At 71.8% G+C, this 15,346-nt stretch carries 12 protein-coding genes; 7 read left to right on the top strand and 5 right to left on the bottom strand.

What is annotated here, in order from left to right:
• Positions 1-2: 2 nt before the first annotated feature.
• Complete coding sequence (locus ABD241_RS16160) at positions 3-542, bottom strand: 2'-5' RNA ligase family protein (protein WP_344064874.1); 540 nt, start codon at positions 540-542, stop codon at positions 3-5.
• A 3-nt stretch (positions 543-545) separates the two neighbouring features.
• Positions 546-1,199 carry a TetR/AcrR family transcriptional regulator gene (locus tag ABD241_RS16155; RefSeq protein WP_344064871.1) on the bottom strand — a complete coding sequence of 218 codons (654 nt, stop codon included), beginning with the start codon at positions 1,197-1,199 and terminating at the stop codon, positions 546-548.
• 97 nt (positions 1,200-1,296) lie between these two features.
• Here ABD241_RS16155 and ABD241_RS16150 point away from each other — a divergent pair, with 97 nt between their 5' ends.
• The 5 genes from ABD241_RS16150 to treZ all read left to right on the top strand — a co-directional run bounded on the left by ABD241_RS16150 (position 1,297) and on the right by treZ (position 9,889).
• Positions 1,297-2,442 carry an acyl-CoA dehydrogenase family protein gene (locus ABD241_RS16150; protein ID WP_344064868.1) on the top strand — a complete coding sequence of 382 codons (1,146 nt, stop codon included), beginning with the start codon at positions 1,297-1,299 and terminating at the stop codon, positions 2,440-2,442.
• Positions 2,442-3,218: an SDR family oxidoreductase gene (locus ABD241_RS16145; protein WP_344064865.1), complete on the top strand. Its 777-nt coding sequence runs from the start codon at positions 2,442-2,444 to the stop codon at positions 3,216-3,218. The genes ABD241_RS16150 and ABD241_RS16145 overlap by 1 nt, the downstream gene beginning before the upstream one ends.
• Before the next feature lie 260 nt (positions 3,219-3,478).
• A complete protein-coding gene (glgX, locus tag ABD241_RS16140) occupies positions 3,479-5,650 on the top strand; it encodes a glycogen debranching protein GlgX (RefSeq protein ID WP_344064862.1) in 2,172 nt (723 codons plus the stop codon).
• Entirely contained in the window at positions 5,647-8,079 is a 2,433-nt protein-coding gene (gene treY, locus ABD241_RS16135; RefSeq protein WP_344064860.1) for a malto-oligosyltrehalose synthase, read from the top strand. The genes glgX and treY overlap by 4 nt, the downstream gene beginning before the upstream one ends.
• Complete coding sequence (gene treZ, locus ABD241_RS16130) at positions 8,069-9,889, top strand: malto-oligosyltrehalose trehalohydrolase (RefSeq protein ID WP_344064857.1); 1,821 nt, start codon at positions 8,069-8,071, stop codon at positions 9,887-9,889. Before treY ends, treZ begins: the two co-directional genes overlap by 11 nt.
• Positions 9,890-10,001: 112 nt before the next feature.
• Here the strand turns inward: treZ and ABD241_RS16125 are convergent, their stop codons facing one another.
• On the bottom strand, positions 10,002-10,970 hold the full coding sequence (locus tag ABD241_RS16125) for an acyl-CoA thioesterase (RefSeq protein WP_344064855.1): 969 nt from the start codon (positions 10,968-10,970) through the stop codon (positions 10,002-10,004).
• Positions 10,971-11,065: 95 nt separating this feature from the next.
• Positions 11,066-13,207 (bottom strand): RecQ family ATP-dependent DNA helicase, encoded by a 2,142-nt coding sequence (locus tag ABD241_RS16120; RefSeq protein WP_344064853.1) that lies wholly within the window; start codon positions 13,205-13,207, stop codon positions 11,066-11,068.
• A 122-nt stretch (positions 13,208-13,329) separates the two neighbouring features.
• On the opposite strand from ABD241_RS16120, the gene ABD241_RS16115 reads away from it, so the two are divergent.
• Together ABD241_RS16115 and ABD241_RS16110 are read left to right on the top strand one after the other, a co-directional pair.
• A complete protein-coding gene (locus ABD241_RS16115; RefSeq protein WP_344064851.1) occupies positions 13,330-13,860 on the top strand; it encodes an acyl-CoA thioesterase in 531 nt (176 codons plus the stop codon).
• A complete protein-coding gene (locus ABD241_RS16110) occupies positions 13,857-14,495 on the top strand; it encodes a DUF8185 domain-containing protein (protein ID WP_344064848.1) in 639 nt (212 codons plus the stop codon). The genes ABD241_RS16115 and ABD241_RS16110 overlap by 4 nt, the downstream gene beginning before the upstream one ends.
• 16 nt (positions 14,496-14,511) lie before the next feature.
• Here ABD241_RS16110 and ABD241_RS16105 read toward each other — a convergent pair whose 3' ends face one another.
• Positions 14,512-15,303: a glycerophosphodiester phosphodiesterase family protein gene (locus ABD241_RS16105; protein WP_344064845.1), complete on the bottom strand. Its 792-nt coding sequence runs from the start codon at positions 15,301-15,303 to the stop codon at positions 14,512-14,514.
• Between the last annotated feature and the right edge of the window lie 43 nt (positions 15,304-15,346).

Here is a 15,346-nt window from a genome sequence, read left to right as displayed (position 1 = left end):
CCTCACGCGCCGAGCGGCCAGGACCGCAGCACGCGGCAGCCGCCCGGCTCGTACCAGGCGAGGTCGAGCCGGTCGGCCCGGCAGCGCGCCGGGACGTGGCCGCTGACGAGTGCCCGCGTCGACTCCTCGGTGACGTCGTCCGAGAGGGCGTCGAGGGTGAGGTGCGGGACGACGTCGGCGAAGGCGCCGGCATACGGAGGGCACTGAGGGAAGGCGTCCCACAGGGCTCCGGTGAGCCTGGCGAAGGGGTGCGCCGGCTCGGGCAGCAGGTGGATGATGCCGTTCGGGAAGGTGTCGACCGACTCCAGGGTGAACTCGAATGGTCCTGTGGCACAGGCGATCCCACCGACCAGGTCGAGCGCTTCGTCGGTCAGGGCGACGGTGTCGAGGAAGGGTCCGAGCGCCGTGACGTGCGCATGCACGAAGCGGGGGTCGGCAGAGACGTAGTCCGTGTCGTAGTGGCGCGTGCGGGAGAGGACGAAGGGCTCGAGCTGCGGCACCGGCACCTGGAGCACCGAGTGCCCGGCGACACCGGACGACACCGGTCAGTGCCCGGCGCCCACGAGGCGCAGCGCGAGCATGGCGTTCGTCGCACCGATCTCGGTGGGCGTCCGGCGGATCGTCGGGGAGTACCAGCGCGCCACGTCGACGACGATGGACAGCAGGGCCAGGGCCGTGGCGGCGCTGCCGGCGCTCTCGTCGACCGAGAAGGTGCCGTCGGCGACCCCGCGGTCGAGCACGTCGCGGACCAGGGCGTCCATCTCCTTGCGCAGGGCGAGGACATCGGCGTGGTGCTCGGGCGTGAGGTGGTGGTGCTCGTACTGCACGACGCGAGCGACCTGGTACTGCTCGACGTGCCACTCCGAGAAGCGCGCCATGACGTTGGCGAGCTGGTCCGCCGGGGTGTGTCCCTCCGAGATCGCCGCGCGCAGCAGTCGCAGCGCGGACTCGTGGCCGCTGCGGCTCAGGGCGAAGAGCAGCTCCTCCTTGGAGCCGAAGTGCACGTAGACCCCGGCGGGGGACAGGCCCGCGCCCGAGGCGATGTCGCGCGTCGTCGTGGCGTGGAAGCCCTTGTCGGCGAAGGCCTGCGCGGCGGCCTGCAGGAGCCGCTCGACGGTCGACGCGTCGGGGTCGGAGGTCCGGCCGGCGGGCGGGGTCGTGCGCTCGGTCGGGCGCGGCGTCGAGGTGGGCTGTCGCACGTTGACAGCATGCCGCAGGGGAGGGAGACTAAGCAAGCGCTTAGTTACCGGCGGGTACCAGCGCGCCGCACCCGTGAGCACGCCCGATGGAGGACCGATGCCCCGCAACATCTACGACGACGACCACGAGGCGATGCGCGCGTCGGCGCGCGAGTTCGTCGCCCGCACGCTCGCCCCCCGCGCCGAGGAGATGATCCAGGGCAAGTCGATCCCGCGCGACATCTGGCTCGAGGCCGGCAAGCAGGGCTTCTTCGGCCTCGACATCCCTGAGGAGTACGGCGGCGCCGGCGTCGACGACTACCGCTTCAACGCCGTCGTGGCCGAGGAGATGTCACGCTTCAACGCCGCGACGAGCTCGTGCTTCGGCATCCACTCCGACGTCTGCCCGCCCTACATCGTCGACCTCGGCACCGAGGAGCAGAAGCAGCGCTGGCTGCCCGGCATGGCGAGCGGTGAGCTGATCTGCGCGATCGCGATGACCGAGCCCTCCGGCGGCTCCGACCTCGCGGCCCTCAAGACCACCGCGGTCCGCGACGGCGACAGCTGGATCCTCAACGGCTCCAAGACCTTCATCACCAACGGCTACCAGGCCGACCTCGTCATCGTCGCGGCCCGCACCGACCCGTCCAAGGGCGCCAAGGGCATCACCCTGCTCATGGTCGAGCGCGGCATGGAGGGCTTCGTCAACGGCCGCAAGCTCGACAAGGTCGGCATGGACGAGTCCGACACGGCCGAGCTCTTCTTCGAGAACGTCCGCGTCCCCGACGAGAACCGCCTCGGCGAGGAGGGGATGGGCTTCATCGCGATGATGCAGCGCCTGCCCCAGGAGCGCGTCGGGGCGGCCGTGTCCAACGTCGCCCACGCCAAGGCGATCCTCGAGGAGACCATCCAGTACGCCAAGGACCGCAAGGCCTTCGGCCAGCCGATCGGCGCCTTCCAGCACAACAAGTTCCTCATGGCCGAGCTCGTGACCAAGATCGAGGTCGCCGAGGCCTACGTCGACGACTGCGTCGCGGCCCACGCCGAGGGCAAGCTCTCCGCCGTCGACGCCGCCAAGGCCAAGTGGTGGAGCTCGCAGGTGCAGAACGACGTGCTCGACCACTGCGTCCAGCTGCACGGCGGCTACGGCTTCATGAACGAGTACCGCGTGGCCCGCGCCTGGCGCGACGCCCGCGTCACGAAGATCTGGGCGGGGTCCAACGAGATCATGAAGGAGCTCATCGGCCGGGACCTCGGCTTCTGATGGGGGCTCACCGCAGCGGCGGACGCCACGAGGGCGCCGTCGCGATCATCACCGGTGCCAGCCGGGGCATCGGCCTCGGCATCGCCCAGCGCCTCATCGACGAGGGCGCCCGCGTCGTGATCACGGCTCGCAAGTCCGAGGCGCTCGCCGAGGCCGTCGACCAGCTCGGCGGCCCCGAGCACGCCATGGGCATCGCCGGCAACGCGGCCGACGAGGAGCACCAGGACGAGGTTATCGCCGCCGCACGCGAGGCCTTCGGCGGGCTGCACCTGCTCGTCAACAACACCGGGATCAACCCTGTCTACGGGCCGATGCTCGACTCCGGTCTGGACATCGCGCGCAAGGTGCTGGACGTCAACGTCGTGGCAGCCTTCTCGTGGATCAAGAAGGCCGTCGCCGCGGGGCTCGGGGACGCCGACCACCCCGGCGCCGTCGTCAACCTCGCCTCGGTGGCGGGCCAGGGCGCCAGCGGGGTCATCGGTTGGTACGGCGTCTCCAAGGCCGCGCTCATCCACCTCACCACCGAGCTCGGCTACGAGCTCGGCCCCGACGTGCGCGTCAACGCCGTGGCTCCCGCCGTCGTCAAGACGAAGTTCGCCGAGGCGCTCTACGAGGGGCGCGAGGAGAAGGTCGTACGCGCGTACCCGATGAAGCGCCTCGGGCTCCCCGAGGACGTGGCGGGCGCCGTCAGCTTCCTCCTCAGCGACGACGCGTCCTGGGTCACGGGGCAGACCCTGACGATCGACGGCGGCGTGACCCTGGGCGGCGCCCTCTAGCGCCGATCCGGCCGCGCGGCCGGTGTCTCCGGCCCGCCACCATCGGGTACAGGGGACAGGGACGCCCGACCCGGCAGCGTCTTCTCGGCCGCGTGCGGTCGGCGCCTCGCCCCGGCGGCGCGCCGACCGGCATACGGCCCGTCTTGCGCTCCACCGGCCACGACAGGGAAGAATGCGCTGTGCGGCCAGGGTCGTCCGCCTGTCGCCACACGCCGTGGCGCCGCGGCCCCGAGCCGCGACCGAACGACGGAAGAAGGTCCATGGAGATCTGGCCGGGCAAGCCCTACCCCCTCGGAGCGACGTACGACGGATCCGGAGTCAACGTCGCCGTGTTCTCCGAGGTCGCCGAACGCGTCCAGCTGTGCCTGCTCGACGAGGACCTGAACGAGACCTGTCTCGACCTGCCCGAGGTCGACGGCTTCGTCTGGCACGGCTACGTGCCCTACATCCAGCCGGGGCAGCGCTACGGCTTCCGGGTGCACGGGCCCTACGACCCGGAGAACGGCCACCGGTGCAACCCGAGCAAGTTCCTGCTCGACCCCTACGCCAAGGCCATCGAGGGCCAGGCGGAGAACGACCAGTCGCTCTACTCGTACACCTTCGGTGACGAGGACGCCGCGACGACCACCGACATGAACACCGACGACAGCGTGCGCCACACGATGCACTCCGTCGTCATCAACCCCTTCTTCGACTGGGGCGACGACCGCCCGCCGCGGCACGAGTACCACGAGAGCATCATCTACGAGGCCCACGTCAAGGGGCTGACGATGCTGCACCCGGAGATCCCCGAGGAGATCCGCGGCACCTACGCCGGGATCGCGCACCCCGCGATGATCAACCACCTGCGCGACCTCGGGATCACGGCGGTCGAGCTCATGCCGGTGCACCAGTTCGTGCAGGACGCCCCGCTCGTCGACCGCGGCCTGTCCAACTACTGGGGCTACAACACCATCGGCTTCCTCGCACCCCACAACGCGTATGCCGCCGGCGGCCAGCGCGGGCAGCAGGTGCTCGAGTTCAAGGCCATGGTCAAGGCCCTGCACGAGGCCGACATCGAGGTCATCCTCGACGTGGTCTACAACCACACCGCCGAGGGCAACCACATGGGCCCGACGCTGGCGTTCCGCGGCCTCGACAACAACAGCTACTACCGGCTCGTCAGCGACGACCTGTCGCACTACTACGACACGACCGGCACCGGCAACAGCCTGCTCATGCGCAGCCCGCACGTGCTGCAGCTGATCATGGACTCGCTGCGCTACTGGGTCACCGAGATGCACGTCGACGGCTTCCGCTTCGACCTGGCCGCGACCCTGGCCCGTCAGTTCCACGAGGTCGACAAGCTGTCGGCGTTCTTCGACCTCATCCAGCAGGACCCGGTGGTCAGCCAGGTCAAGCTCATCGCCGAGCCGTGGGACGTCGGCGAGGGCGGCTACCAGGTCGGTGGCTTCCCGCCCCTGTGGACGGAGTGGAACGGCAAGTACCGCGACACCGTGCGCGACTTCTGGCGCGGCGAGGGCGGGGCGCTGGCCGAGTTCGCCTCCCGCTTCACCGGGTCCAGCGACCTCTACGAGCACTCCGGCCGCAAGCCGATCGCCTCGATCAACTTCGTGACCGCCCACGACGGCTTCACGCTGCGCGACCTCGTCTCCTACAACGAGAAGCACAACGAGGCCAACGGCGAGAACAACAACGACGGCGAGAGCCACAACCGCTCGTGGAACTGCGGCGTCGAGGGCCCGACCGACGACCCCGCGATCCGTGACCTGCGGCTGCGCCAGCAGCGCAACTTCCTCACGACCCTGCTCTTCTCGCAGGGCGTGCCGATGCTGCTGCACGGCGACGAGCTGGGCCGCACGCAGGGCGGCAACAACAACGGCTACTGCCAGGACAACGACATCTCCTGGATCCAGTGGATGCTCGACGAGGACGACCAGAAGCTGCTCGCCTTCACCCAACTGCTGGTGCGACTGCGCCGCGACCACCCCGTGTTCCGCCGCCGCCGCTTCTTCGCCGGCAGCGCCGACCACGGCGGCGAGAGCGAGCTCGGTGACATCGCGTGGCTGACCCCCGAGGCGCAGCACATGGACGACGAGGCCTGGAGCGACGCCATGGCCAGGTCGCTCATGGTCTTCCTCAACGGCTCCGCCATCCCGGAGCCCGACCCGCGCGGGCAGAAGATCCTCGACGACTCGTTCCTCGTGATGTTCAACGCCCACCACGAGCCGCTGACCTTCACCCTGCCCGACGAGGAGTACGGCGCGCACTGGGTGCCGGTCATCGACACCGCGCTGCACGAGGTGGAGGACACCACGCTGGAGCCGACCTGGCAGATCCAGGTCCAGCCGCGCAGCATCGTCGTCCTGCGGTGCCCCCGCGAGAACGGCTCGACCATCGTCCCCGGACTCAGTGAGGAGCTCACCGCGTGAGGTATGCCAGCGCCCCCGTCTCGACGCACAGGTTCCAGCTGGAGCCCGACTTCACCCTCGAGGACGCGGTGGCGCAGGTCGACCACCTGGCCAGGCTCGGGGTGACGCACCTCTACCTGTCCCCGGTGCTGCAGGCCGCCTCGGGCTCGAAACACGGCTACGACGTCGTCGACCACTCCCGAGTGGCCGAGGGCCTGGGGGGCGACGACGCCTTCGCGCGGCTGGTGGAGGCGGCGCACGCGGCCGGGCTCGGCGTCGTGGTCGACGTCGTGCCCAACCACATGACCACGCCCACGCCGCTGTGGCTGAACCAGCCGCTCTGGTCGGTGCTGCGCGAGGGCCGGCAGTCGGCGTACGCGTCGTGGTTCGACGTCGACTGGGACGCCCAGGAGGGGCGGATCCTCCTGCCGGTGCTGGGCTCCTCGCTCGAGGAGGTGCTCGCCGCCGGCGAGATCACGCTCGGGGAGCACGAGGGCGAGCCGGTCGTGACGTACTACGACCACGTCTTCCCATTGGCCCCGGGCAGCGACACGGACAAGCCGCTGCGTGAGCTGCTCGACACCCAGCACTACCGGCTCGCGCCCTGGACCGTCGGCGACTCGGAGCTGAACTACCGGCGCTTCTTCGACGTCACCTCCCTCATCGCCGTGCGCGTGGAGGAGCCCGAGGTGTTCGACGCCACGCACCAGCTCCTCGTCGACGGCGTCCGGTCCGGGGCCATCGACGGCCTGCGCATCGACCACCCGGACGGCCTCGCCGACCCCGAGGGCTACCTCGACCGGCTGGCTCGCGCGACTGGCGAGAGCTGGGTGGTCGTCGAGAAGATCCTCGAGGGCGACGAGCCGCTGCCGCAGACCTGGCGCACCGCCGGCACCACCGGCTACGACGCCCTGCTCCGGGTCGGCGGGCTCTTCGTCGACCCGTCGGGTGCCGAGCCGCTCGACGAGCTGTCCGCGGAGGTGCTCGGCACGACCCAGGACCTCCACGAGATCGTCACCGAGTCCAAGCGCTGGGTCGTGCAGGTGATGCTGGCGACCGAGGTGAGCCGCCTGCTGCGCCTGGTGGCGCGCGCGCGTCCCGACCTCGACCCCGACGCGGTGCGCCCGGTCCTCGAGGCGATGCTGGTCGGGATGGAGCGCTACCGCGTCTACCTGCGACCCGACACGCCTGCGGGTGTCGACGACGCCGAGGAGCTCCGCGCTGCAGCGCAGCGCGGCGAGCAGAGCGGCTCCGCGCCTCTCGATGCCGGCGTGGCCGAGGCCGTCCTCGACCTGGCGCTGGGCCAGGGCGAGCCCGTCGACCGGTCGGCCGCCGACGAGTTCCTCGTCCGGTTCCAGCAGACGTGCGGTCCGGCCATGGCCAAGGCCATCGAGGACACGGCGTACTACCGCTACGTGCGGCTCGTCGCGCTCAACGAGGTCGGCGGTGACCCGACGCGGGTGGGGGTCTCCGCCGAGGAGTTCCACGACTTCGCCGGCCGGCTCCTCGAGACCTGGCCGCAGTCGATGACGACGCTCTCGACCCACGACACCAAGCGCTCCGAGGACGTACGCGCACGCCTCTTCGTCCTCGCAGAGCGTCACGATGCCTGGGCGCGGTGGGTGCGTGAGGCCCGCGAGCTCGCGGTGCCCTTCCGCTCCGAGGAGCTCGACCCGCTCACCGAGTACTTCCTGTGGCAGACCGTCGTCGGCGCGTGGCCGATCGAGGAGGAGCGGCTGCAGGCCTACGCCCTCAAGGCGATTCGCGAGTCCAAGCTCTACACCCGGTGGACCGAGCCCAACGAGGCGTACGAGTCGGCCGTCGAGCGGTTCGTGTCCGGTGTCGTCACGACCCCGGACGTGGTGCGCCACGTCGAGACCTGGGTGGAGCAGTCGGCTGTCGAGACGCGGGCCACCGTGCTCGGTCAGAAGCTCGTGCAGCTGACGATGCCCGGCGTCCCCGACGTCTACCAGGGCACCGACGTCGTCGACCTGTCGCTCGTCGACCCCGACAACCGCCGCCTCGTCGACTACGGCGGGCGGCGCGAGCGCCTGGCACGCCTCGACGGCGGCGCCGCGCCCTCGGGACTGGACGACGAGAAGCTGCTCGTCACCGCCACGGCGCTTCGCACCCGCCGGGCGCACCCCGAGAGCTTCACCGGGGCCCACGCCACGTACGTGCCGCTCGAGTCGACGTCCCCGCACGCCGTCGCGTTCGGGCGCGGCACGACCGAGGGCGTCGACGTCGTCACGGTGGTGACGCGCCTTGCCGGCCGCCTCCAGGATGCCGGTGGCTTCGGCGACGCGACCGTCCACCTGCCCGAGGGCTCGTGGCGCGACGCGCTGTCCGGCACTGCCGTGGACGGGGGACCGCAGCCGTTGACGGAGCTGGTGGGCGAGGGGCTGCCGGTTGCCCTGCTGCTGCGGGTACGGGCCGACCATGACTCGTGACACGCTGAGCGTCTGGGCGCCGGCCGCATCCCACGTCGACGTGCTCGTCACCCGGATCGACCCCGCAGGCACGCAGCCGACGACGGCCCCGGACCGGCACGCGATGAGCGCCGGTGAGGGCGGCTGGTGGACGTGGCCGCGGCCCGACGACGCCACGCTGGACTACTCCTTCAGCATCGACGGCGGCGAGCCGAGGCCCGACCCGCGCTCGGCCTGGCTGCCGCACGGCGTCCACGGTCCGAGCCGCACCTTCGACGAGGCCGCGCACGCCTGGACCGACGGCGACTGGCGCGGCACCCGCGAGGGCCGTGGGGTCCTCGGTGGTGTCGTCTACGAGCTGCACATCGGCACCTTCACGCCCGAGGGCACCTTCGATGCCGCCATCGCCCACCTGGGGCACCTCGTCGACCTCGGCATCGACGTCGTCGAGGTCATGCCGGTCGCGGCCTTCGGCGGCACGCACGGCTGGGGCTACGACGGGGTGGCGCCGTATGCCGTGCAGCAGGCCTACGGGGGGCCCGCTGCCTTCCAGCGTTTCGTGGACGCGTGCCACGGTCAGGGACTCGGCGTCTGCCTCGACGTGGTCTACAACCACCTCGGGCCGACGGGGAACTACCTCGCCGACTTCGGGCCCTACTTCACCGACACCCACTCCACGCCGTGGGGGCCCGCGGTCAACCTCGACGCCGACGGCAGCCGGGAGGTGCGGCGCTGGGTCGTGGACAACGCCCTGCGGTGGTTCCGCGACTTCCACGTCGACGCCCTGAGGCTCGACGCGGTGCACGAGCTGCGCGACGAGTCGCAGCCGCACATCCTCGCGCAGCTGTCCGACGAGACCGCCTCTCTCGCAGAAGAGCTCGGTCGGCCACTCGACCTCATCGCGGAGAGCGACCTCAACGACGCCATCATGGTGACGCCGACGAGCGAGGGCGGCCGCGGCATGACGGCCCAGTGGGACGACGACATCCACCACGCGCTGCACGTGGCGCTGACCGGCGAGGACCAGGGCTACTACGCCGACTTCGCCGGCGGCACCGAGGCCTGGCCCGACGGCGGTCCGCTGTCGGTGCTGGCCAAGACGCTGACCGACGCGTTCCTCCACGACGGCCGCATGTCCACCTTCCGGGGCCGCGAGTGGGGTGCGCCCCTGGACCGCGAGACCCGGTCGGGCCACCAGTTCCTGGCCTACCTGCAGACCCACGACCAGGTGGGCAACCGCGCCACCGGCGACCGCATCAGCGACCAGGTCTCTCCGGGGCAGCAGGCCGTGGGGGCCGCTCTCTACCTGCTGTCCCCGTTCACGGCCATGGTCTTCATGGGTGAGGAGTGGCGGGCGAGCACCCCCTTCGCGTTCTTCACCTCCTTCGACGAGGACTGGCTGGCCGACGCGGTCCGTTCCGGCAGGCGGGCCGAGTTCGCGGCGCACGGCTGGAACGAGGCCGACGTGCCGGACCCGCAGGACCCGGCGACGCGAGCCAACAGCGTGCTCGACTGGCAGGAGCCCTACGCCCCCGGCCACAACGAGATGCTGCATTTCTACCGGCAGCTCATCCGCGTGCGGCGCACGCAGCCCGACGTGGCATCGGGCGACCTGCGTGCCACGTCGGTCAGGTTCGACGAGGACGCGCGGTGGATGGTCCTGTCCCGGGGCGCGGTGCACGTGGTGGCCAACTTCGCCGGACGGTCCCAGCTGGTGCCGTTCGAGGGCGAGGTCGAGCACGTGCTCGCCTCGTGGGCCCGCGCGCCGATCGTCGATGGGACCGGCGTGCTGCTCGACGGCCACGACGTGGCGGTCCTTCGCACCCGCTGATCCGTTCGGGCTCGACGGGGCCCGGACTCGACCGCGACCGGCCCACGCGTCGTTCGAGGTCGTGACCCCCCGGTCGGCGGCGTGACGCCGTCGACCGGGGCCTCGGCGTGCGTCATGACTCCTTGACGCGCACCATGCCCTCCTGGGCGGTGGTGGCGACGAGCGTGCCGTCCTGGCTGTAGATCTCGCCGACGGACAGGCCCCGGCCGCTCACCGCCGACGGCGACTGCTGGGCGTAGAGCAGCCACTCGTCGGCGCGGGCGTCGCGGTGGAACCACATCGAGTGGTCGAGGCTGGCCACCCGCAGCCGGCGGTCGGTCCAGACGAGGCCGTGGCGACGCAGCACGGGCTCGAGCAGCGAGTAGTCGCTGGAGTAGGCGAGGACGGCGGCGTGCAGCAGCGGGTCGTCGGGGAGCCGGTCGACGGCGCGCATCCACACGTGGTTGGTGGCGACCTTCTCGGGGCCGGCGTCGAGGAACATGTTGCTCTCGACGGGGCGCAGCTCGATGGGCCGGGACTCCGCGATGTGGCGGGCGCCCGGGTGGTCGACGCCGCGGAAGGCATCGGCGAGGGAGGCCAGCCCGTCCGGTCCGGGGACCGGCGGCATGGTGTCCTGGTGGTCGAGACCTCCGGCACGCTGCTGGAAGGAGCAGACCATCGACATGATGGGTGCGCCCTTCTGGACCGCGTGGACGCGGCGGGTCGAGAAGGAGTTGCCGTCGCGCATCTCCTCGACGGCGAAACGGATGGGGAGCGTGTCGTCGCCGGGCCGCATGAAGTAGCCGTGCAGGGAGTGGATCGGACGGGCCGCCCCGGCCTCGCTGGCATCGCGCACGGTGATGCCGGCAGCCATGACGCACTGCGCGAGGACCTGCCCGCCGAAGACGCGCCCGTGCGGCATCTTCTGGCTCCGGCCCTCGAAGACGCGGGCGGAGGCGGCTCCGATCGACTCGGCGGCGTCCTTGCCCTGGACGTCGGTGACGGCGATGTGGGCGGTGCCGACGTCGCGGAGGGTCAGCACCTCGAGGAGGTCCTCGAGCGGAGGGAGCGGGCTCGGCACGGCGGTCGCGTCAGCAGTCACAGGTCGACCCTAGTGGGACCGCTTCCGTGCGGCTGCCCCTCCTCGGGCGGCCCGGAGTCGTGCGCAGGCACCTCGCGGGGCGGCGAGTCCCGGCCTCAGCCCTCCATGGCCAGGACCAGCGGCAGGACAGCCGGGGCGCCCGCCTCACGCAGCAACCCGGCGCACACCGTCAGGGTCCAGCGGGAGTCGCTGACGTCGTCGACCAGGAGCACGGGTCCTGGGATGCCGTCGAGCGAGGCCGCGAGCTCTGGACCGACCGCGAGCCGCCCCCACACGTTCGCCAGCCGGAACGCGCTGTTGCCGCCGGAGTCGCCGATCGGTCCGCCTTCGACGAGGTCGAGGGAGCCGAGGTGGGGCAGCCGACCGAGCTGCCCGAGCCCGTCGGCCAGGGAGCCGACGAGCAGGGGGCGCCGGCGTGAGGGCACCGACACGATGGCCGCCGGTCGCTGCTCCCATCCCCAGCCCGCCAGCACCTCGACGCAGGCCCGGAGGGCTTCGGCGGGCACGTCGCGGTCGGGGCCGCGCAGCAGCTCGCGCAGCCGCTGCCCCCAGCCGAGGTCGCTGAGACGGGCGACGGCGCGGCCCTCCTCCATCGACACCGAGGGTCCGATGCGCCCCTTGAGCGGCACCCCGAGGCGGTCCATGCCCGACGGCCACTGCGCGCGGGACTCGAGCACGACACCGGGCCGCTCGAGCCGCGAGCGGGCCGTGTTGACGGCGGCCTCGGGGATCGTCGCGTCGAACCACGGCCCCGCGCAGCGGTCACAGCGGCCGCAGGGCTCGGCGGAGTCGTCGTCGAGGGTCTGCTGCAGGAAGGCCATCCGGCAGCGGTCGGTGCGTTCGTAGTCGACCATGAGCTGCTGTTCGCGCTCGCGGGCCTCGGTGACCCGGCCGTAGCGCTCGGCGTCGTAGGTCCACGGCTCACCCGTGGCCGTCCAGCCACCCGGGACGCGGCGCACGGCACCGTCGACGTCGAGGACCTTCAGGAGCAGCTCGAGGCGCGTGCGCCGGACGTCGACGATGGTCTCGAGGGCGACGGTCGACAGCGGCTTGGCCGACTCGGACAGGGCCCGCACGACGCCGTCGGCCTGGTCCTGGCGAGGCATCGAGGCGGACGCGAAGTAGCGCCAGATGTCCTTGTCCTCCGGTCCCGGCATGAGCAGCACGTCGGCCCGCTCGGTCGCTCGCCCGGCACGACCCACCTGCTGGTAGTAGGCGACCGGTGACGACGGCGCGCCGAGGTGCAGCACGAAGCCGAGGTCGGGCTTGTCGAAGCCCATCCCGAGGGCCGAGGTGGCGACGAGAGCCTTGACCTGGTTGTCGCGGAGCGCCTCCTCGAGGCGGATCCGCTCGCTCGGTTCGGTGCGGCCGGTGTAGGCGACGACCTGGTGCCCCGCCTCCCGCAGCGCGACGGCGACGTCTTCCGCGGCCGCCACGGTGAGCGCGTAGACGATGCCAGACCCGGGCAGCTCCTCGAGGTGGGCGATGAGCCAGGCGAGCCGCTGCTCGGGAGCCGCGAGTGGCAGCACGCCGAGACGTAGGGATGCCCGTGCGAGCGGCCCTCGCAGGGTCAGCACGTCACGTCCGCCGGCCCCGAGCTGTTCGACGACGTCGGTGACGACGCGGGCGTTGGCCGTGGCCGTCGTCGCGAGGACGGGCGTCCGCGAAGGAAGGGTGGTGAGCAGGTCGCGGATGCGGCGGTAGTCGGGACGGAAGTCGTGGCCCCAGTCGCTGATGCAGTGCGCCTCGTCGACGACGAGCAGGCCGCAGGACTCGGCCAGGGCAGGCAGCTGCTCGTCCCGGAAGCGCGGGTTGTTGAGCCGTTCGGGGCTCACGAGCAGCACGTCGACCTCGCCCCGGGCCAGCGCCCCGGACACCGAACCCCACTCGTCGGCGTTCGTGGAGTTGAGGGTGACGGCCTTGATCCCGGCCCGCTCGGCCGCCGCGATCTGGTCGCGCATGAGCGCGAGCAGGGGGCTGACGATGACGGTCGGCCCCGCGCCCTCGGCCCGTCGTAGCGCCGTCGCGACGAAGTAGACCGCCGACTTGCCCCACCCGGTGCGCTGCACGACCAGCACCCGTCGCCGTCCCGCGACGAGCTCGTTGATCGCCTCGAGCTGGCCGTCGCGGAAGTCGACGTCGTCGCGTCCCACGAGCCGGCGCAAGGCGACCGTCGCGCGTTCGCGCAGGCCTGGGTCGACGTCAGCAGGGGAGAGTGCGGTCGGGGTGGAGGGCATGGCACCCAACGTACGCGGCCCCACCGACCGCGCCGACCGGCATACGTCCGCTGTGGAGGGCGCGGGGGCGCGAGGAGGGGGTGTGGACGACCGACGAGCGCCGCGGCTGGGAGGATGGCGGCATGAGCCAGACCCCGGACGCCACCGACACCCCGCAGGAGGCCGGCGAGGCCCGTGTCGGGCCCTACGCCGCGCACGTGTCGTTGCGCTGGTCCGACATGGACGCCTACGCGCACATCAACAACGTCCAGTTCCTGCGGCTGCTCGAGGATGCCCGCGTCATCGGCTTCCGTGACTGGTTCGACGGCGGGGGAGCGGGCGACAAGTCGCTGCTCGACGAGGGAGTGCTGGTGTCGCGCCACGAGATCGAGTACCGCCGACCCCTGGGCTTCCGCCACGCGCCGGTGGAGGTGCAGATGTGGGTGTCGCGGGTCGGCGGGGCCGGCTTCGACGTGGCCTACATCGTCACCGACCCCGACGGGATCGAGGGAGGGCACGCCGCCGGCGAGCGCCCCGTCTATGCCGTCGCGGAGACCGAGCTAGCGCTCTACGACTTCGCCACCGCATCGCCGCGACGGATGCGCCCCGAGGAGCGTGCGGCACTGCGCGCCCACATCGGAGAGCCGGCTCCGTTCCGCAGGCGGCGTCGATGACGGGCACGGTCCACGTCGACTTCGGGGACCCGCGCGGGATGTCCGACCTCGGCACCTTCCTGGCCCGCGCCGGCCGGGCCAACCCCGGCGGTGCGGTGCGGCTGCAGGTGCTCGGCGGCCTGCTCGTGACGACGGTCGCGGTGATCGAGGGCAGTGGCCTGCTCGGCGAGGGCACGGTGCTCGGCATGCGCGTGGTCAGGGTGGCAGGAGCCGACGAGCTCGACACGACCGTCTCGTTCGCCGCCGTCAACGACCGGCTCGCCCGTGACGGAGCCGGCGCGGTGCTCAGCGTGCCCCCGATGACCGTCCGTGTGCCGTGGAGCGGCCTCACACCACCGCGTGACGGCTGGGAGCCCGTCGGCCAGCTCGATGGCGCGATCGTCGATTCCATTGCCCGAGAAGGGATCTCGCAGGTCGCCGAAGGCGCTCCGGAGGGGGCCGGAGGCCACGCGGTCGACGCCCTACGGCGACGGGTCTGGGCTCGGATGAGCGAGACGGTGCCGCCCATACCGGCCGGCCTCGCCTTCGGTGCCCACGTGCTGGGCTTCACCGTGCCGGGACAGCCGGCCGCGGTCGCGGCCCAGGGCCGGTGGACGCGCCTCAGCACGTCCCGTGGGCACGTGCTCGTGCGCTGAACCCTTCCGTATGCCGTCAGCCGCGGCCGGTCCACGACCCCCGCGCCACGAGCACGTCCTTGAGGACGTCGATCCGGTCGCTGACCAGGCCGTCGACGCCCAGGTCGAGCAGTCGGTGCATCTGCGAGGCGTCGTCGATCGTCCAGACGTGCACCTGCTTGCCATAGCGGTGGGCTGCCGCCAGCAGGGGTGCGGTGACCACCGGCACGACACGGCCGCGGACGGCGACCGACACCGGGACCTGGAAGACGTCGGCGGGTGTGCGTAGCAGCGCCGTGAGGGACCGAGGCGCGAACCGGGCCAGCGCGGTGCCCGCCTGTGCCGCGGCCGTGGCGACGGTCCCTCGTGACAGCCTGCGGAACTCGGAGATGTTGCGCTGGGAGAAGGAGCCGACGCAGATCTGCTCGTGCAGCCTCCGCTCCTCGACGAGACGCCACAGCGGCTCTGCCGTTCCCGGCGCCTTGAGGTCGATGTTGAGCCGCACGTCGGGCCAGGTGTCGAGCACCTCGGTGACCAGCGGCACGTGCTCGGCGGCGCCGATCCGGGCGCCCGACACCTCCGACCACGGCAGGTCGCGGATGCGGCCACTGCCGTCGGTGACCCGGTCGAGGACGGTGTCGTGGAACGCGACGAGCCGCCCGTCCCGGGTCACGTGGACGTCGGTCTCGAGGTGCGTGTAGCCCATGGCGACCGCGTTGCCGAAGGCGGTCATGGTGTTCTCGAGCCCGACGTTCGGCGGGTAGGTCGCGCCGCCCCGATGGGCCAGTGCCACGGGAGTCCGGTCGAGGTAGAGCCGCGTTGTCACCACATGCGCGAGGCTAGCTGGCGCGTCAGTCCGGGTCCGGGAGCCG

It is taken from the genome of Terrabacter lapilli, assembly GCF_039531305.1.
Lineage (GTDB): Bacteria > Actinomycetota > Actinomycetes > Actinomycetales > Dermatophilaceae > Terrabacter > Terrabacter lapilli.
The sequence above is the reverse complement of the archived record's forward strand: the minus strand, read 5'-3'. Positions and strand labels throughout refer to the sequence as shown.

Coding starts and splice junctions, on each gene's coding strand:
- ABD241_RS16150 (WP_344064868.1), top strand. CDS start 1,297: ATGCCCCGCAACATCTACGACGACGACCACGAGGCGATGCGCGCGTCG.
- ABD241_RS16145 (WP_344064865.1), top strand. CDS start 2,442: ATGGGGGCTCACCGCAGCGGCGGACGCCACGAGGGCGCCGTCGCGATC.
- glgX (WP_344064862.1), top strand. CDS start 3,479: ATGGAGATCTGGCCGGGCAAGCCCTACCCCCTCGGAGCGACGTACGAC.
- treZ (WP_344064857.1), top strand. CDS start 8,069: ATGACTCGTGACACGCTGAGCGTCTGGGCGCCGGCCGCATCCCACGTC.
- ABD241_RS16120 (WP_344064853.1), bottom strand. CDS start 13,207: ATGCCCTCCACCCCGACCGCACTCTCCCCTGCTGACGTCGACCCAGGC.
- ABD241_RS16115 (WP_344064851.1), top strand. CDS start 13,330: ATGAGCCAGACCCCGGACGCCACCGACACCCCGCAGGAGGCCGGCGAG.
- ABD241_RS16110 (WP_344064848.1), top strand. CDS start 13,857: ATGACGGGCACGGTCCACGTCGACTTCGGGGACCCGCGCGGGATGTCC.